Here is an 18,274-nt window from a genome sequence, read left to right on the forward strand (position 1 = left end):
GGATATGACATCGCTCGATTTTTCGACCATCCTGCCCGAATTCCTGCTGGCGGTTTACGCGATGGCGGCCCTGATGGCCGGGGCCTATTTCGGCAAGGACAAGATCGCGCGTCCGATCCTGTGGGTGACGGTGGCGGCCCTGCTGGTGGTTGCGATGCTGGTCGGGCTGAACGACAGCACGCCTTCGACGGCCTTTTTCAACATGTTCATAGATGACCAGTTCGCGCGTTTCGCCAAGGTCATCGTGCTGATCGGCGCCGCCTGCGTTTTGGGGATGAGCGCGGATTATCTGGGCCGTCAGGGCATGATGCGCTTTGAATTCCCGGTGCTGATCGTCCTGTCGGTCGTCGGCATGATGGTGATGATTTCGGCAGGCGACCTCTTGACGCTGTATATGGGGCTGGAGCTGCAATCGCTGGCGCTTTACGTCATCGCGGCCTTCCGCCGCGACAGCGAAAAATCGTCCGAGGCGGGGCTGAAATACTTTGTGCTTGGCGCGTTCAGCTCGGGGCTGTTGCTGTATGGCGCCTCGCTGGTCTACGGCTTTGCCGGGACGACGACCTTTGCCGGCATCATCGGCACGATTCAGGACGGCCACCTGCCGCTTGGCCTGCTGTTCGGTCTGGTCTTCATGCTGGTCGGTCTGGCCTTCAAGGTTTCGGCGGTGCCCTTCCACATGTGGACGCCCGATGTCTACGAAGGTGCGCCGACGCCGGTGACGGCCTTCTTTGCGACCGCGCCCAAGGTCGCGGCGATGGCGCTGCTGGCGCGGCTGATGTTCTCGGCCTTTGGTCATGTCACGGATGACTGGGGCCAGATCATCGCCTTTCTTGCGGTGTTGTCGATGTTCTGGGGGTCGATCGCGGGTATCGGGCAGCGCAATATCAAGCGGCTGATGGCTTATTCCTCGATCGCGCATATGGGCTTTGCCCTGCTGGGTCTGGCGGCGGGCACGCCGCAGGGCGTGCAGGCGATGCTGCTGTATATGGCGATCTATACGCTGATGAATGTCGGCACCTTTGCCTTCATCCTGTCGATGGAACGCGATGGCGTGCCGGTCACAGACCTGAATTCGCTGAAACAGTTCGCCCGGTCCGAGCCGACCAAGGCCATGGCCGTGCTGGTCCTGATGTTCAGCCTGGCGGGTGTGCCGCCGATGCTGGGCTTTTTCGCGAAATTCGGCGTGCTGCAGGCCGCGGTTGCGGCGGGGATGACATGGCTGGCCGTGCTGGGCGTGATCGCCTCGGTGATCGGCGCCTTCTATTATCTGCGCATCGTCTATTACATGTATTTCGGCGAAGCGGGGCAGGGCGTCACCAGCCGCACCGGGGCGGTGCAATATGTCGCCTTCATCGGCGCGGCGGCGCTGACGGTGCTGGGGGCGATTTCGATGTTCGGGATCGACGATGTCGCGGGTCGTGCTGCGGAATCGCTGACCTCGGTCGCGCAAATCAGTGCCGGGGTCGAGTGAGCGGCCCCTCGGCCCGCAACCGCAGGCTGGCCGCTTCGGGTCAGCCCTGTCGGAGAAATCGGCGTGACTGATACCGGCCCCGGGGGTCGGGCGGCATGTGCTGATGCGCAGCCCCAGCACCAATGCCGAGGCGCTGCGTCTGGCGCCCTCGCTGTCCGGTCCGGCATGGATCCTGACGCATGAGCAGACCGCCGGTCGCGGCAGGCGCGGGCGGGGCTGGGCGATGCCGCCCGGCAATTTCGCGGCCAGTCTGGGGATGCGCCCGAAAGGCGGCATTGCCGAAGCCGCGCAGCTTTCCTTTGTCGCGGCGCTGGCGCTGCATGATGCGCTGACGGCGGCCTGTGGCCCCAATGCGCGGCTGGCGATCAAATGGCCGAATGATGTGCTGCTGAACGGCGGCAAGGTCGCGGGGATCCTGCTGGAAAGCGCGGGCAGCGGCCGCGAGGCACCGGTTCTGGCCATCGGCATCGGCGTCAACCTGGCCGCCGCCCCGCAACCGGCCGAGGTCGAGGCCGGGGCCGTGCCGCCCGTCTCGATCCTGACCGAAACCGGCCATCGCCTTGCCCCCGAGGAATTTCTGGACCTGCTAGCCCCTGCCTTCGCAAGCTGGCTGAACCAGTTCGAGACCTATGGCTTTGCCCCGATCCGCAACGCCTGGCTGTCGCGCGCGGCGCGGATCGGGCAGGTCATCATCGCGCGGTTCGGTTCCCATCAGGTGCAGGGCGTGTTCGAAGGCATTGACGACAGCGGTGCGCTGGTTCTGGTGACCCCACAGGGGCGTCAGGCGATTCCCGCCGCCGATGTGTTCTTTCAGGGAGAGACGTGATGCTGCTGTGTATCGACACCGGCAACACCAATACGGTTTTCGCGATCTGGGACGGTGAGCAGTTCATCGGCCAGTGGCGGATTTCGACCGATCACCGCCGCACCGCGGATGAATATTACGTCTGGCTGTCGACCCTGCTGACGCTGAACAGGCTGGAGCTGCGGATCAACGCCTGCATCATCAGCTCGACCGTGCCGCGCGTGGTGTTCAACCTGCGGGTGCTGTGCAACCGCTATTTCGACAGCCGCCCGCTGGTTGTCGGCAAGCCCGACTGCCTGCTGCCCGTCGCGCCCCGCGTGGACGAGGGCACGGTGGTCGGCCCCGACCGGCTGGTCAATGCGCTTGGCGCCTTTGACCGCCATGGACCCAATCTTGTCGTCGTCGATTTCGGCACGGCGACGACATTCGACGTGGTCGCCGAAGACGGCGCCTATGTCGGCGGCGTCATCGCGCCCGGCGTGAACCTGTCGCTGGAGGCGCTGCATATGGGCGCGGCCTCGCTGCCCCATGTCGATGTGACCATGCCCGCCAAGGTGATCGGCACGAATACCGTGGCCTGCCTGCAATCCGGGATTTACTGGGGATATATCGGGCTGACTGCCGGCATCGTGAACAAGATCCGGGCCGAGCGTGGCGTCGCGATGAAAATTATCGCGACGGGCGGGCTTGCCCCGCTGTTCGATCAGGGCTTTGATCTGTTCGACTTTCTCGAAGACGATCTGACCATGCACGGTCTGCGTCTCATCCATGACTTCAACAAGGAGGCCGGTAATGTCTGACCGCCTGATCTATGTGCCGCTTGGCGGCGCCGGCGAAATCGGCATGAACGCCTATGTCTATGGCCATGGCCAGCCCGGCAAGGAGCGGCTGATCGTCGTCGATCTGGGCGTGACCTTCGGCGACATGGATTCTGCACCGGGGATCGACCTGATCATGGCCGATGTCGCCTGGCTGGAACAGAACCGCGACCGGATCGAGGGGATTTTCATCACCCACGGTCACGAGGATCACGTCGGCGCCCTGGGCCTGCTGTGGTCGCGCCTGCGCGCGCCCGTCCACTGCCGCCGCTTCACCGGCGCGCTGGCCGCGATGAAGATGGAAGAGGCGGGCCAGCCTGCCGATGTCATCCAGATCCACGCCCCGCGCCCCGAGGTGATTCAGGCCGGTCCCTTTGCCGTGCAATTCGTGCCGATCAGCCATTCCATCCCGGAAAGCGCCGCGCTGATCATCGACACGCCTGCGGGCCGCATCGTCCATACCGGCGATTTCAAACTGGACGGCACCCCCATCGTGGGCGAGCCTTTTGATCCGATCATCTGGCACGAGATCGCGCAGGAAAACGGCGGCATCAAGGTGCTGGCCTGCGATTCGACCAATATCTTCAGCCCGCATGCCGGCCGGTCCGAGGCCGTTCTGGCCAATCCCTTGCTGGATTTCGTCGTCGCCCAGAAAAATCTGGTCGTGGCCACGACCTTTGCATCGAACGTCGCGCGGCTGAAAACCCTGACCGAGGCGGGCGTGGCTGCGGGCCGCAAGGTCTGCCTGCTGGGCCGTGCCATGAACAAGATGGTGAGAGCGGCGATCGAAACCGGCGTGCTGACCAGTTTCCCGCCCGTCATCACCGCCGATGAGGCGGCCGAACTGCCCCGCAATCAGGTCATGCTGGTCGTCACGGGGTCGCAGGGCGAACGGCGCGCGGCATCTGCGCAACTGTCGCGCGGGCGCTATCTGGGGTTGCAGTTGAAAGAGGGCGACAGCTTTCTGTTCAGTTCGCGCACCATTCCGGGCAATGAACGCCCGGTGATCCGCATCATGAATGCGCTGTCGCAGATCGGCGTCGATGTCTTTGACGCGGATGATGGCACCTATCACGTCTCGGGCCACGCCAACCGCCCCGATATCGAGGCGGTGCATGACCTGCTGAAACCGCAGATCGTCATTCCGATGCATGGCGAACATATGCATCTGCGCGAACATGCGCAGCTCGCCAGCAGCAAGGGCATTGCCTCGATCATCGCGACCAATGGCGCGGTCATCGACCTGACCGCCGAACTCCCGCGCGAGGTGGACCGGATCGACACGGGCCGCGTCTATCTGGATGGCAATGTGTTGATCGGCGCGATGGATGGCATCGTCCGCGACCGCATCCGCATGGCGTTGAACGGTCACGCGCTGGTTTCGGTGATCGTGGACGAAGACGACCGCCCGCTGCCCGATGCCTGGGTCGAGCTGATGGGCCTGCCCGAACGCGGTCGCGCCGGTGTGCCGCTGGCCGGCAGCATCGAGGAAGAACTGGCCGATTTTCTGGAACGCGCCAATGACGCCACCCTGTCCAACGACGACAAGCTGGAAGAGGCGATCCGCAAGCTGACCCGCCAGATCGCGATGGACGAAATCGGCAAAAAGCCCGAAGTCACGGTCATCATCAGCCGTCTTGCGGCGGAATGACCGCGATTGCTTGACCTTTCCTGCCCGCGCGGGCAAAGCGCGGGCATGAGCGAATTCGACCCCAATCCCCCGCGCCGGAACTTTTACGGCCGCCGTCATGGCAAGACCCTGCGTCAAAGCCAAAAGGGCTATCTGTCCGAGGATCTGGGCGATCTGCGCCCGCGCGGCATCACCGTGCAGGACAATCCCGACCGCAAGCCGGTCGATCCCGCGCAGATCTTTGGCGACGACCGCCCGATCTGGCTGGAGGTCGGCTTCGGCGGGGGCGAGCATATGGTCCATATGGCCGCGCGCTACCCCGGTATCGGCATCATCGGTTGCGAACCCTTCATCAACGGGGTCGCCATGCTTCTGGGCAAGATCCGCGCGGCGGGCGTCGAAAATGTCAGCGTTCATCCCGGCGATGCACGCGATCTGATGGATGTGTTTCCCGATGCTTCGATTGATCGGGCGTTCCTGAACTATCCCGATCCCTGGCCCAAGGCACGCCACCACCGCCGCCGCTTTGTCACGCCCGAACATCTGATCCCGCTGGCCCGGCTGATGAAGCCCGGTGCGGAATTCCGGGTTGCGACGGATATCCCCGATTACGTCCGCCAGACGCTGGAAGAGGTTCCGCCCGCCGGGTTCACCTTGGTCAGCGAAGGCGGCACGCCCCGGGATGACTGGCTGTCCACCCGCTACGAACAAAAGGCGCTGCGCGAAGGTCGCGCGCCCCATTACGTCACCTTCCGCCGCAACTGAACGAAAGGCCGCGCCATGTCCCATTCCGGTGATCCCAAACCCATGACGGCCCGCAAATCGCCCGCTCTGCGGGGCGTGGCGGCGGTTCCCGGCGACAAGTCGATCAGCCACCGCGCGCTGATTCTGGGCGCCATGGCGATTGGCGAAACCCGCATCACCGGCCTGCTCGAGGGCGAGGATGTGCTGGACACGGCCAAGGCCATGCGGGCATTCGGCGCGACCGTGACCCGCACGGGAGAAGGGGCGTGGAGCGTGAACGGCGTCGGCGTCGGCGGCTTTGCCGAACCCGAGGGCGTGATCGACTGCGGCAACTCGGGCACCGGCGTCCGCCTGATCATGGGCACGATGGCCACCAGCCCGATCACTGCGACCTTTACTGGCGACGCCAGCCTGTCGCGCCGCCCGATGGCGCGGATCACCGACCCCCTGCAGCTTTTCGGCTGTCACGTCACCGCGCGCGAAGGCGGTCGCCTGCCCGTGACCATCACCGGCGCGGCCGATCCGATGCCGGTCAGCTATCGCACGCCGGTCGCCAGCGCGCAGATCAAATCGGCGGTTCTGCTGGCCGGTCTGAACGCGCCCGGCCAGACCGTCGTGACCGAGGCAGAGGCGACGCGCGACCATACCGAACGGATGCTGACCGGATTTGGTGCCGAAATCACCACCGAGATCACCCCCGATGGCCGCGTCATCACCCTGACCGGCCGTCCCGAACTGGTCGCGCAGACCGTTGCCGTGCCGCGCGACCCGTCCAGCGCGGCCTTTCCGGTCGCGGCGGCGCTGCTGGTGCCGGGGTCGGAAATCCGCGTGCCGGGGGTCAGCCGCAACCCGACGCGGGACGGGCTATATGTCACGCTTCTGGAAATGGGCGCGGATATTACCTTTGAAAATCAGAGAGATGAGGGTGGCGAGCCGGTGGCCGACCTGATCGTGCGCCATTCCGCGCTGAAAGGCGTCAGCGTCCCGGCGGATCGCGCCGCCAGCATGATCGACGAATTCCCGATCCTGTCGGTCATCGCCTGCTTTGCCGAAGGCGCGACCGTGATGAATGGCGTGGCGGAACTGCGCGTCAAGGAAAGCGACCGCATCGACGCCATGGCCGTGGGCCTGCGCGCCAATGGGGCGCGGGTCGAGGATACGCCCGACAGCATGACGGTCCACGGCACCGGCGGGCTGAAAGGGGGCGCGGTGGCGGCGACCCATCTGGATCACCGCATCGCCATGTCCTTCCTGATCGGGGGCCTTGCCTCGGATCAGCCGATCGGGGTCGATGACGGCGCGCCGATCATGACATCTTTCCCGGATTTCCTGCCGCTGATGCAAGGGCTTGGCGCAGATATCGCATAAAATCGGGCGGCCGGATGGCCGCCCTTTTCATGTCGCCGGGATCTATTTTCCCAGACCGATGCCTTTCAGCGCCCCGGTGATTTCCTCCAGAATCACCGGATCGTCGATGGTGGCGGGCATCTTGTAATCCTCGCCATCGGCAATCCTGGCCATGGTGGCGCGCAGGATCTTGCCCGAGCGCGTCTTGGGCAGGCGGTCCACGACCAGCGCCGATTTGAAGGCGGCAACCGGGCCGATACGGTCGCGGACCATGCCGACGACTTCCTTGACGACGGTGTCATGGCTGGTTTCGACGCCCTTTTTCAGGCACAGGAAGCCAAGCGGCATCTGGCCTTTCAGCTTGTCGGCAACCCCGATCACCGCGCATTCGGCAACGGCGGGGTGGCTCGACAGGACCTCCTCCATCGCGCCGGTGGACAGGCGGTGGCCCGCGACGTTGATCACGTCATCGGTGCGCGCCATGATGTAAAGGTAGCCGTCATCGTCGATATAGCCCGCATCGCCGGTTTCGTAAAAGCCGGGGAAATGGTCCAGATAGCTTTTGCGGAAACGCGCTTCGGCATTCCACAGGGTCGGCAGGGTGCCGGGGGGCAGGGGCAGCTTGATGACGATGGCGCCAAGCGTGCCTGCGGGGACGGGGTTGCCGCCTTCGTCCAGCACCTGCACGTCATAGCCCGGCATGGGAACCGAGGGGCTGCCCTTTTTGATCGGCATCTGTTCGATCCCGAAGGGGCTGGCCGCGATGGCCCAACCGGTTTCGGTCTGCCACCAGTGGTCGATCACCGGCAGGTTCAGCTTGTCTTCCAGCCATTGGATCGTGTCGGGGTCGGCGCGTTCACCGGCGAGGAACACGGCCTGCAGGCTGCGCAGGTTGTAATCGCCGATCAATTCGCCATCCGGATCCTCGCGCTTGACGGCGCGGATGGCGGTGGGGGCGGTGAAAAAGGACTTGACCTTGTGGTTCTGGATCACCCGCCAGAAGGTTCCGGCATCGGGCGTGCCGACCGGCTTGCCTTCGAACACCAGCGTCGTCGCGCCGGCGATCAGCGGGCCATAGCAGATATAGCTGTGGCCGACGACCCAACCCACGTCCGAGGCCGCCCAAAACACATCACCGGCGTCGATGCCGTAGATATTTTTCATCGTCCAGTTCAGCGCGACCAGCTGGCCCGCGGTATGGCGCACGACGCCCTTGGGCTGGCCCGTGGTGCCCGAAGTATACAGGATATAGGCGGGATGGTTGCCTTCGACCGGGACGCATTCGGCAGGCTCGACCCCGTATTGGAACGAATGCCAGGCGAAATCGCGGCCGGGGATCAGGCTGCAGACCTCTTGTTCGCGCTGAAAGATCACGCAGAAATCGGGTTTGTGTCCGGCAAGGTCGATGGCCTTGTCCAGCAGCGGCTTGTAATGGACGACGCGGCCCGGTTCCAGCCCGCAGGATGCCGCGATGATCGCCTTGGGCTGGCAGTCGTCGATGCGCACGGCCAGTTCGTTCGCGGCAAAACCGCCAAAGACCACGGAATGCACCGCGCCAAGGCGGGCGCAGGCCAGCATCGCCTCGACCGCCTCGGGGATCATCGGCATGTAGATGATGACGCGGTCGCCCTTTTCGATGCCCTTGGCGCGCAGCGCCCCGGCAAGGCTGGCGACGCGGTCGCGCAATTCGCTATAGGTCAGCCCCTTGGTCGAACGGGTGATGGGCGAGTCGTGGATGATCGCCAGCTGATCGCCCCGGCCGGCCTGAACATGGCGGTCGACGGCGTTCCAGCAGGTGTTGACCAGCGCATCGGAAAACCATTCGTAAACGGGCGCCTTGTCGTCGAAAAGCGCCTTGGAGGGCGGGCGAAACCAATCGATTTCCTGGGCGGCCTGCATCCAGAACTGTTCCGGATCGGATTTCCAGCCTTGATAAATATCCTGGTAAGACATGGTTCCCCCTTAACCTCGTGGCAGTTTAGTTACGCCAGAAGTATGGGGGGCGCAATAATCCTGCGCAGATGGTTGCGCCAACAGAAAGATGTTGGCGCAACCCAAAGCCGAGAGCAAGGGACCGGCCGGGGTATGCGGGATCAGCCGTAATGCTTGACGGGCGTGCCCGCGATGGCGCTGACGTTCAGCAGGCCGCGCGTCGTGATCGACGGGGTAACGATATGGGCGCGGTTGCCCATGCCCATCAGGATCGGCCCGACCTCCAGCCCGTTTGCCTTCATTTTCAGGGCGTTGCGGACGCCGGATGCGGAATCCGTGCCGGAAAAGACCAGCACATTGGCCGCGCCTTCGATCCGCGAATTCGGCAGCAGCCTTTCGCGGATCTGCGGGTCCAGCGCCGAATCGACATGCATTTCACCGTCAAAGATGAAATCGACATTCTTGTCTTGCAGGATCGCCAGCGCCTCGCGCATCTTGCGCCCGGACTGCGTGTCCAGATTGCCGAATTGCGAATGGCTGCACAGCGCCACCTGGGGCGTCACGCCAAAGCGGCGGACGTGGCGGGCGGCGCCGATGGCGGTTTCCGCGATCTGTTCGGGCGTCGGCGCGTGGTTGACCTGGGTATCGGCGACGAACAGCGGGCCGTCTTCCAGAATCAGCAGGGACAGGGCGCCGACCGGGCGCAGCCCGTCATGGGCGAGGATCTGGCTGACATAGTTCAGGTGCCAGGAATATTGCCCGAAGGTGCCGCAGATCAGGCTGTCGGCCTCATTGCGATGGACCATGACGGCGCCGATCGCGGTGGTATTCGTGCGCATCACCGCGCGGGCGATGTCGGGCGTGACGCCGCGCCGCGCCATCAGATCGTGATAGGTGCTCCAATAATCACGGTAGCGGGGGTCGTTTTCGGGGTTCACGATTTCGAAATCGACATTCGGCCGGATGGGCAGGCCCGCGCGTTCGGCCCGCATTTCAATGACTTCGGGACGGCCGATCAGGATCGGCACATCGGTCATTTCTTCCAGCATGGCATTGGCCGCGCGCAGCACGCGCTCATCCTCGCCCTCGGCAAAGACGATGCGGCGGCTGGCCGATGCCGCGGCCTCGAACACCGGGCGCATGATCAGCGCCGAGCGGAAGACCGAGCCGTCCAGCTTTTGCTTGTAGGCCGCCAGATCGGGCAGGGGCCGGGTCGCGACGCCGCTTTCCATCGCGGCGCGGGCAACGGCCGATGCGACGATGCCGATCAGCCGGGGATCGAAGGGTTTCGGGATCAGGTAATCGGCGCCAAAGGACAGCCGTTCGCCGCGATAGGCGGCGGCGGCTTCGGCGCTGGTGGTGGCGCGGGCAAGTGCGGCGATGGCCTTGATGCAGGCGATCTGCATGTCATCGTTGATCGTCGTTGCGCCGACATCCAGCGCGCCCCGGAAGATGAAGGGGAAACACAGGACGTTGTTGACCTGATTGGGATAATCGCTGCGGCCCGTCGCGATGATCGCGTCGGGGGCGACGGCGCGGGCGTCCTCGGGCTGGATTTCGGGATTGGGGTTGGCCAGCGCAAAGATGATCGGGCGTTTGGCCATCTTGCCGACCATGTCGGGCGTCAGCACGCCGGGGCCGGACAGGCCCAGGAACATGTCGGCACCTTCGATCACCTGATCCAGCGTGCGCAGGTCGGTTTTCTGCGCATATTCCGCCTTTTGCGGGGTCATCTGTTCGGTGCGGCCTTCATAAACCACGCCTTCGATATCGCAGAGCCAGACGTTTTCGCGTTTGACGCCCAGTTTCAGCAGCATGTTCAGGCAGGCGATCCCCGCCGCGCCGCCGCCGGTTGACACCAGCTTGATATCTTCGAACCGCTTGCCGCTGACATGCAGGGCATTGGTCGCCGCCGCGCCCACGACGATGGCGGTGCCGTGCTGGTCGTCGTGAAAGACCGGGATGTTCATCCGTTCGCGGCACAGCTTTTCGACGATGAAGCAATCGGGGGCCTTGATGTCTTCCAGGTTGATCGCGCCAAAGGTCGGTTCCAGCGCACAGACGATATCGGCCAGCTTTTCAGGGTCGGATTCGTTCACCTCGATGTCGAAACAGTCGATATCGGCGAATTTCTTGAACAGGACGGCCTTGCCCTCCATCACCGGTTTCGAGGCCAGCGCGCCGATATTGCCAAGGCCCAGGACCGCCGTCCCGTTGGACACGACCGCGACCAGATTGCCGCGCGCGGTATAGCGGGCGGCGTCGGCGAGGGCTTTCTGGATTTCCAGACAGGCTTCGGCAACGCCCGGCGAATAGGCGCGCGACAGGTCGCGGCCATTGGCCAAGGGTTTCGTCGCGCGGATTTCCAGCTTACCGGGGCGCGGAAATTCGTGATAATCCAATGCCGCCTGCTTGACGCTGTCCTGTCTGCGTTCTTCCATGTCCCCACCTCCTTGAAAGATGGTTCAGCGTTAAACTATTTTTTGCGCGACGAACAGGGGGGCATCGCCGGCTTGCATCGCTTTTGCGTGACGCGCACAATCGGGCCGATGACATGAGGTGAACATGACGCTTCTGGATGCGGCGCGCGCGGTGCGCGAAATGGCCTATGCGCCTTATTCCCGGTTCAAGGTCGGCGCGGCGGTGCGCGGTGCCTCGGGCCGGATCTACAGCGGCTGCAATGTCGAGAACGTGGCCTATCCCGAGGGCACCTGCGCCGAGGCGGGCGCCATCGCCGCGATGGTCGCCGCGGGCGAGACGGAACTGGTCGAGGTCTGCGTCATCGGTTCCAGCCCGACGCCGACGCCGCCCTGCGGGGGCTGTCGGCAAAAGCTGGCGGAGTTCGGCCGGACGGATACGCCGGTGCTGCTGGCGACGACGGATGGCAAGACGCTGGCGACGACGATCGGGGAATTGCTGCCCGGCCGTTTCGGGCTGGACCATATGGCGGACCGGCCATGAGCGACCCAAGGCCCGCCATCGCGGCGGTGCGCGACGGGCGCGGGCTGAGCGCGCCGGACGCTGCCCTGATCGCGCGCGGTCTGGCGGATGGTTCGGTCAGCGATGCGCAGGCCGGGGCCTTTGCCATGGCGGTTCTGGCGCGCGGCATCGGCCAGCCGGGCCGGGTCGCCCTGACGCAGGCGATGCGCGATTCGGGGCGGGTGCTGGCATGGGATTTGCCGGGGCCGGTCCTGGACAAGCATTCGACGGGCGGGATCGGCGACAGCGTCAGCCTGATCCTTGCGCCGGTGCTGGCGGCCTGCGGCGTTTACGTCCCGATGATTTCCGGCCGGGGGCTGGGGCATACCGGCGGGACGCTGGACAAGCTGGAAGCGATCCCGGGGTTTCGCGTCGATCTGTCCGAGGCCGGGTTTCGCCGCGTCACCGCGGATGTCGGTTGCGCCATCGTTGCGGCCAGCGCCGATCTGGCGCCCGCCGACCGCAGGCTTTACGCGGTCCGGGACGAGGCGGCATCCGTCGAGAGCATTGATCTGATCTGTGCCTCGATCCTGTCGAAAAAGCTGGCGGCGGGGCTGGATGGGCTGGTTCTGGATGTGAAATGCGGCTCGGGCGCGTTTTCGCCGGATATGGAAACCGCGCGGGCTTTGGCGCGGGCCTTGGTCGAAACCGCGAATGGCGCGGGGTGCCGGACCATGGCCTGCATCACCGATATGGACCAGCCGCTGGCCCGCGCTGCCGGGAACGCGCTGGAGATCAGGGCGGTGGTCGATGCCTTTCGCTCCGGTCAGGGGGCGTTGCTGGAATTGTCGCTGTTGCTGGCTGGCGAATGTCTGTCCCTTGCCGGGATCGACCCGGCGCGGGCCAGCGAGGCTTTCGCCTCGGGCGCTGCGGCCGAGCGTTTCGCGCGGATGGTCGCGGCGCAGGGTGGTCCCGCCGATCTGCTGGAACGGGCGGATGCGCTGTTGCCCCCCGCGCCGGTGGTCATTCCGGTGGTTGTCCCCGTGACGGCCAGCGGGATCGTGGCGCGGATCGACACGGCCCGGCTTGGCCATGCGGTCGTGGCGCTTGGCGGCGGGCGCGTCCATGCGGGCGACCGCATCGACCCTGCGGTCGGGCTGTCGGGTCTGTTGCGGATCGGCGAAGCGGCGGGGCCCGACCGGCCGCTGTGCCTGGTCCATGCCGCCGATCAGGCCAGTGCCGAGGCGGCTGCCGTGACCATCCGCGCCGCCTATCATCTGGGCGAGGCACCTGCAGCGGCGCCGTTGCTGCGCGAAAGGATCACCGCATGAGCCGCGCCTTTCTGGTCGTGATGGACAGCGCGGGCATCGGCGGGGCGCCCGATGCTGCGCAATATTTCAACGATGGTCGCCCCGACACCGGCGCCAATACCATCGGCCATATCGCCATGGCGCGGGGGCTGGATATGCCCAACCTCGACCGGCTTGGGCTGGGTGCGGCGATCCGGCTGGCAAGCGGGCTGGAGGCGCCCGGTCTGGGCCAGCCACCGCAGGGCCAAAATCCACAGGGCCAAAATCCACAGGGCCTGTGGGGCGCGGCGGTCGAGGTGTCGCGCGGCAAGGACACGCCGTCGGGACATTGGGAACTGGCGGGCGTGCCGGTGCCCTGGGACTGGCATGTCTTTCCCGACAGCCGCCCCGCCTTTCCGCCCGACCTGTCGCGGCGCATCGCCGCCCTTGCCGGGACCGGGGGGATTCTGGGCGATTGCCACGCCTCGGGGACCGCGATCATCGAAACCCTTGGGGCGGAGCATCTGCGGACAGGCTGGCCGATCTGCCATACGTCGGTCGACAGCGTGTTGCAGATCGCCGCGCATGAGGAGGCCTTTGGCCTGGACCGCCTGCTGCAACTGTGCCGCGATGTGGCCGAAATTGTCCATCCGATGCGCGTCGGGCGGGTCATCGCGCGCCCCTTTGTCGGCCGGCCGGGTGATTTCCGGCGCACCCCCAACCGCCGCGATTACGCGCTGCAGGTGCCGGGCCGGACCATTCTGGATCTGGCGCAGGCGGCGGGGCGCACGACCCATGCCATCGGCAAGATCGGCGATATTTTTTCGCATCGCGGCATCGATCATCTGCACAAGGGCAAATCCGATGCGGATCTTGCCGGGCATCTGATCCGTCTGACCCGCGACGCGGCGGACGGTTCGCTGACATTCGCGAATTTCGTCGAATTCGACAGCCTGTATGGCCATCGCCGCGATGTCGAGGGTTACGGTCGGGCGCTGGAATGGTTCGATACCGTGGTCGGCCGGATGCTGCCCCTGCTGCGGCCGGGCGATCTGGCGATCTTTACCGCCGATCACGGCAATGACCCCACTTGGCACGGCACCGATCACACGCGCGAAACCGTGCCGGTGCTGGGCTGGGGCCTTGGCGAAAGGGCGATCGGGATGGTGTCGTTTGCCGATGTCGGGGCCTCGATCTGCGATCATCTGGGCCTTGATGCACCTGCGCATGGCACGTCCTTTCTGGGCGCGCGGCGATGAAGAAGGTCGAGCTGCACCTGCATCTGGAAGGCGCCGCACCGCCCGGGTTCATCCGGGGGCTGGCCGGACAAAAGCGCGTTGACCTGCCGCCGATCTTTGATCGGCAGGGCAATTACAGCTATACCGATTTCCGTGATTTCCTGCGGGTTTACGAGGCCGCGACCTCGGTCATCACCACGCCCGACGATTACGCGCATCTGGTGGAATGCGTGCTGGCCGAATGCGGCGAAAACGGCGCGATCCATGTCGAACTGTTCGTCTCGCCCGAGTTTTGCGGCGGCGCCGATCCGATCGCCTGGCGCGATTATCTGGCGGCGATGTCCGATGCCGGGGACCGGATGCGGGCGCAGGGCATCGACAGCCGCGCCATCGTGACGCCCATCCGTCATTTCGGTCCCGAACGGGCGAAACGCTCGGCGATCTGTGCGGCGGAAACGGCGGGGTCATGGGTGACCGGGCTGGGCATGGGCGGGGATGAAAGCTTCGGTTCGGCCCGCGATTTCGCCTGGTCCTTTGATTGCGCGCGCGAGGCGGGGCTGGGCCTGACCTGTCATGCCGGCGAATTTGCCGGCCCCGACAGCATCCGTGACGCCCTGTCCCTGGGCGTGAGCCGCATCGGCCACGGTGTCCGCGCGGTCGAGGATCCTGCATTGATGCGCGAACTGGCCCAGAGCAATATCACGCTGGAATGTTGCCCCGGTTCGAATATCGCGCTTGGGATCTATCCCGACTGGCAGGCGCATCCGATTGCCCGGCTGGCGGATGCGGGGGTGCGCGTCACCATCTCGACCGACGATCCGCCGTTTTTCCACACCGATCTGCGACAGGAATATCAGCGCCTCGCTGACGTTTTTGGCTGGACCGAAGCGGATTTTGGCAGGATGAACCTCTGGGCCGTCGAAGCGGCCTTCTGCGACGACGACACCCGAAACCGCCTGCGAAAGGAACTGACATGACCCAGCATCTGACCGTGGTCACGCATCCGCTGGTCCAGCACAAGCTGACCCTGATGCGCAAAAAGGACACGTCAACGGCCAGTTTTCGCAGATTGTTGCGCGAAATCAGCCTGTTGCTGGCCTATGAGGTGACTCGCGAACCGGAACTGACCACGACGGAGATCGAAACGCCGATGTGTCCGATGCAGGCCCCGATTCTGGAAGGAAAAAAGCTGGCGCTGATTTCGATCCTGCGCGCGGGGAACGGGCTGATGGACGGGATTCTGGAACTGATTCCCGCCGCGCGTGTGGGGTTTGTCGGGCTGTATCGCGATCCCGCGACGCTGAAGCCCGTGCAATATTATCGTAAAGTGCCCAGCCAGCTGGATGCGCGCATGACGATTGCCGTCGATCCGATGCTGGCGACCGGCAATTCCTCGGTCGCGGCGATCGACCTGCTGAAGCGCGAGGGGGCTAGGAACATCCGTTTCCTGTGTCTTTTGGCCACGCCCGAAGGCGTCGCCCGCATGAAAGATGCGCATCCGGATGTGCCGATCATCACCGCATCGCTGGATCAGGGGCTGGACGATCACGGCTATATCATCCCCGGCCTGGGGGATGCGGGTGACTGCATGTTCGGGACGAAATAGCCAAAAAACGTCGCGGCGTTAACCGGATCTTTAGGGATTTGCGCATATGGCTTGGCCAGCGGCGATGCGTCAATCGGGGAAGGTTATGGTCAATCGGCTTGTCGCGCTGGTGATTGCGCTGCTTTTTTGGGGTGGCGTGGTGCTGGCCGGTGATGGTCCGGCGGAACTGCCGCCGCCCGGTTTCGCGTCGCAGCAATATATCGACAGCAAGGGCTGCGTTTTTCGCCGCGATGACATGGGGCGCTGGGCGCCCCGGATGAACAGTGACGATACGCCGGTCTGTGGCTATCCGCCGACGCTTTCAGCGCGCAGGCCGTCGCCCGATGATGCGACCGGGTTGTTTTCTGCGGCCCGACCCGAGCCCGCCCGCGCCCATCAGATCGAAGCGGCTTTGGCAGGGCTGGTCATCCCGAACCTGCAAGCCGGGGAACTGGTCGGGGATCGCACGGCCTTTCAGCCCCGTCCCGATATGGGGCCAGAGCCGTCCTTGACCGCGCCCTTGCGCGAATTGCGGGCCGAGATCGAAGGGCAGGGGCAGGTCAGGGCGCAGATGAACGGCATGTTGCAGCCGAATCGGGCGCTGTGCCAGTTGCTTGGGCTGGATACGCAAAAGCCGGGCGGGACCGGGATGATGCCCGGCGCCGACCCGACGCAGGGTTTTTGCGACAGCATTCCGCGCAACGATCTGGCGCGACTGGCCTTTGCGCGCCCCGCCAATCTGCCCGTTCCGGCAGGGACAGAGGCAGTGGCCGCCGCCTCTGAAACGCTTGCCGCCCGGGTCCCGGTTCGGGCAGGTTCCGTGGCGCGGGCTGCCAAAAGCGGGGCGGCGGCATCGAAGGCTCCGGCGTCGACGGATGCCGATGTTTCCACGACCATCCGCTCGCAGCTGCGCAGCCCGGCGGCGGCGCCAAAGCCGGGAACGGCTGTGCCCCGTTCAGCGGGTGCCGGGGGGCAGGCGGCAAGGACCCCGCCCACGGGGCCGTGGATCACCGGCATTCCGGCGGGCACAAGGTTCATCCTGATCGGCACCTATCAAAACGGGCCAGAGGTCGATGGCATCCTGCGCCGACTGTCGGGGCTGAACATGCCGATCATGCGCCAGATCTCACCCGCGCCCGTGCAGGGCAGCACGCAGGTCATTCTGGTCGGGCCTTTCGACAGCCGCCAGTCGATTGTCCGCGCATTCGACCGGCTGCGTCGCGCCGGATTGCCCGCTTCGCCGCGTTGACGGGTTACTCGGCGCAGATCTGCTGCAAGGTGATCCAGCTGCGGTCGTCCATCACCGGGACCGGCGGATCGGTGCGGAAGGGGTCGGCCTCGATCAGGCCGAGCGTCGCCTCTCCGGTCGGGTCAAGGGAACGCGCATAGGGTTCGCTTGAAATGCCGGCCTTGATGAACAGGGCCAGCAGCGCCTCGTCATCCGGTTTCGGACCGGGGCGGGTCAACAGCCTTTCGCCGTAGCCGTCCAGCGTCTGCGGCGTCATCTCGCCCGAGGTCAGCAGGTGAAAGACCGCGCGCGGCCCGACGAATTGCAGCGCGGCCAGCAGCGGATCGGATCGGGTGGCGCTGGCCTCGGCGGCGAGGATATGACCGGCGGCAACCTCGGGCGATTGCTGCTGCGCGATCAGATCATTGCCGATGACGGTGATCGGTCCGGGCAGGCGGATCGCGCCATTCAGCGTCGCGGGCAGGATGACGATCCGGTGCCCGGCCCCCAGCAGGCGCGTGGCCATCCGTGTCAGAACCGGATCGGCCGAAGGGCGGGTGCAGGCCGGGCCGGTCGTCTGTTCGATTTTCTGCAGGATGATCCGGCCGATGGCCTCTTGCTGGGCGGGCGGGGAAATCTGGACGGCATGGCGGGTCATGGCGGGGGGCAGCCAGAAAAAGGCAAGCAGAAACATCACGAAGGCACCCATCAGCGTCATGCCGCCACGCAGACGCCCCGGATGGGGGCGGCGCGCTTCGATGACGCGATGCACCTTTTCCATCGCTGAAATCAGCAGTTCATCGTCGATTTCCAGCTCTTCGTCGCTATCGGTGCCGCCGGGGGAATAGCGCGCGGGCATCTGGCCGGGGTTGATCCGGGTGACGGCGGGCAGCGACCAATGGGCGAGAGGAATCTCGGATCGCGGATCGGAAATGGTCAGCGTCGCATCCCCGAATGAGACGATGACATCGCGTCGCCGGGCCTTTGGCATCTCGCGCCAGACCCCGGTGGCTTCCAGCCGATCATATTGATTCAAAGCCGTCATTGCCGGGCGAACAGTTCCTGATTAACCATTTCCGACCATATGCGCTGTGCAACGCCGGTCAACCAGCCGTCTTGCGCCACGACGCGCCATTTTTCGTCACCGGCCCCCTTTCGTCACCGGCCCCCTTTCGTCACCGGCACCGCGCCCATTCAGCCCTTGATGCAGACGCGACCCCTGCCGGACGGATCGGCAGGGATCAACATGCCGTTGATGTCGTGTTGCC

The 18,274-nt window shown here is 65.2% G+C and carries 15 protein-coding genes; 12 read left to right on the top strand and 3 right to left on the bottom strand.

The window, feature by feature from the left end; all coding sequences use genetic code 11:
• The first annotated feature begins 4 nt into the window (after positions 1-4).
• The 6 genes from nuoN to aroA all read left to right on the top strand — a co-directional run bounded on the left by nuoN (position 5) and on the right by aroA (position 6,836).
• Entirely contained in the window at positions 5-1,471 is a 1,467-nt protein-coding gene (nuoN, locus tag PE067_RS15250; protein WP_276190560.1) for an NADH-quinone oxidoreductase subunit NuoN, read from the top strand.
• Positions 1,472-1,574: 103 nt separating this feature from the next.
• The gene (locus tag PE067_RS15255; protein ID WP_276190561.1) at positions 1,575-2,297 is read left to right on the top strand and encodes a biotin--[acetyl-CoA-carboxylase] ligase; all 723 of its coding nucleotides are present in this window, start codon (positions 1,575-1,577) and stop codon (positions 2,295-2,297) included.
• Positions 2,297-3,076 carry a type III pantothenate kinase gene (locus tag PE067_RS15260; protein WP_276190562.1) on the top strand — a complete coding sequence of 260 codons (780 nt, stop codon included), beginning with the start codon at positions 2,297-2,299 and terminating at the stop codon, positions 3,074-3,076. Before PE067_RS15255 ends, PE067_RS15260 begins: the two co-directional genes overlap by 1 nt.
• Complete coding sequence (locus tag PE067_RS15265; RefSeq protein WP_276190563.1) at positions 3,069-4,745, top strand: ribonuclease J; 1,677 nt, start codon at positions 3,069-3,071, stop codon at positions 4,743-4,745. Before PE067_RS15260 ends, PE067_RS15265 begins: the two co-directional genes overlap by 8 nt.
• Before the next feature lie 45 nt (positions 4,746-4,790).
• Positions 4,791-5,489 carry a tRNA (guanine(46)-N(7))-methyltransferase TrmB gene (locus tag PE067_RS15270; RefSeq protein WP_276190778.1) on the top strand — a complete coding sequence of 233 codons (699 nt, stop codon included), beginning with the start codon at positions 4,791-4,793 and terminating at the stop codon, positions 5,487-5,489.
• Between the two features lie 15 nt (positions 5,490-5,504).
• Complete coding sequence (gene aroA / locus PE067_RS15275) at positions 5,505-6,836, top strand: 3-phosphoshikimate 1-carboxyvinyltransferase (RefSeq protein WP_276190564.1); 1,332 nt, start codon at positions 5,505-5,507, stop codon at positions 6,834-6,836.
• Positions 6,837-6,878: 42 nt separating this feature from the next.
• On the opposite strand, the gene PE067_RS15280 is transcribed toward aroA, so the two are convergent.
• Entirely contained in the window at positions 6,879-8,768 is a 1,890-nt protein-coding gene (locus tag PE067_RS15280; protein ID WP_276190565.1) for a propionyl-CoA synthetase, read from the bottom strand.
• Between the two features lie 140 nt (positions 8,769-8,908).
• Positions 8,909-11,188 carry an NADP-dependent malic enzyme gene (locus tag PE067_RS15285; RefSeq protein WP_276190566.1) on the bottom strand — a complete coding sequence of 760 codons (2,280 nt, stop codon included), beginning with the start codon at positions 11,186-11,188 and terminating at the stop codon, positions 8,909-8,911.
• 124 nt (positions 11,189-11,312) lie between these two features.
• Between PE067_RS15285 and PE067_RS15290 the strand changes: the two genes are divergently transcribed.
• From PE067_RS15290 to PE067_RS15315, 6 genes are all read left to right on the top strand, one after another.
• On the top strand, positions 11,313-11,708 hold the full coding sequence (locus tag PE067_RS15290) for a cytidine deaminase (RefSeq protein WP_276190567.1): 396 nt from the start codon (positions 11,313-11,315) through the stop codon (positions 11,706-11,708).
• Positions 11,705-12,997, top strand: a complete 1,293-nt coding sequence (locus tag PE067_RS15295; RefSeq protein WP_276190568.1) for a thymidine phosphorylase — start codon at positions 11,705-11,707, stop codon at positions 12,995-12,997. Before PE067_RS15290 ends, PE067_RS15295 begins: the two co-directional genes overlap by 4 nt.
• Positions 12,994-14,214, top strand: a complete 1,221-nt coding sequence (locus PE067_RS15300; RefSeq protein WP_276190569.1) for a phosphopentomutase — start codon at positions 12,994-12,996, stop codon at positions 14,212-14,214. Before PE067_RS15295 ends, PE067_RS15300 begins: the two co-directional genes overlap by 4 nt.
• On the top strand, positions 14,211-15,170 hold the full coding sequence (locus tag PE067_RS15305) for an adenosine deaminase (RefSeq protein ID WP_276190570.1): 960 nt from the start codon (positions 14,211-14,213) through the stop codon (positions 15,168-15,170). Before PE067_RS15300 ends, PE067_RS15305 begins: the two co-directional genes overlap by 4 nt.
• Complete coding sequence (upp, locus tag PE067_RS15310) at positions 15,167-15,799, top strand: uracil phosphoribosyltransferase (protein ID WP_276190571.1); 633 nt, start codon at positions 15,167-15,169, stop codon at positions 15,797-15,799. Before PE067_RS15305 ends, upp begins: the two co-directional genes overlap by 4 nt.
• Before the next feature lie 85 nt (positions 15,800-15,884).
• Positions 15,885-17,027, top strand: coding sequence for a hypothetical protein (locus tag PE067_RS15315; protein WP_276190572.1), 1,143 nt, complete (start codon positions 15,885-15,887; stop codon positions 17,025-17,027).
• Between the two features lie 4 nt (positions 17,028-17,031).
• On the opposite strand, the gene PE067_RS15320 is transcribed toward PE067_RS15315, so the two are convergent.
• Entirely contained in the window at positions 17,032-18,051 is a 1,020-nt protein-coding gene (locus PE067_RS15320) for a hypothetical protein (RefSeq protein ID WP_276190573.1), read from the bottom strand.
• Between the last annotated feature and the right edge of the window lie 223 nt (positions 18,052-18,274).

The sequence above is a fragment of the Paracoccus sp. DMF-8 genome (assembly GCF_029309835.1).
Lineage (GTDB): Bacteria > Pseudomonadota > Alphaproteobacteria > Rhodobacterales > Rhodobacteraceae > Paracoccus.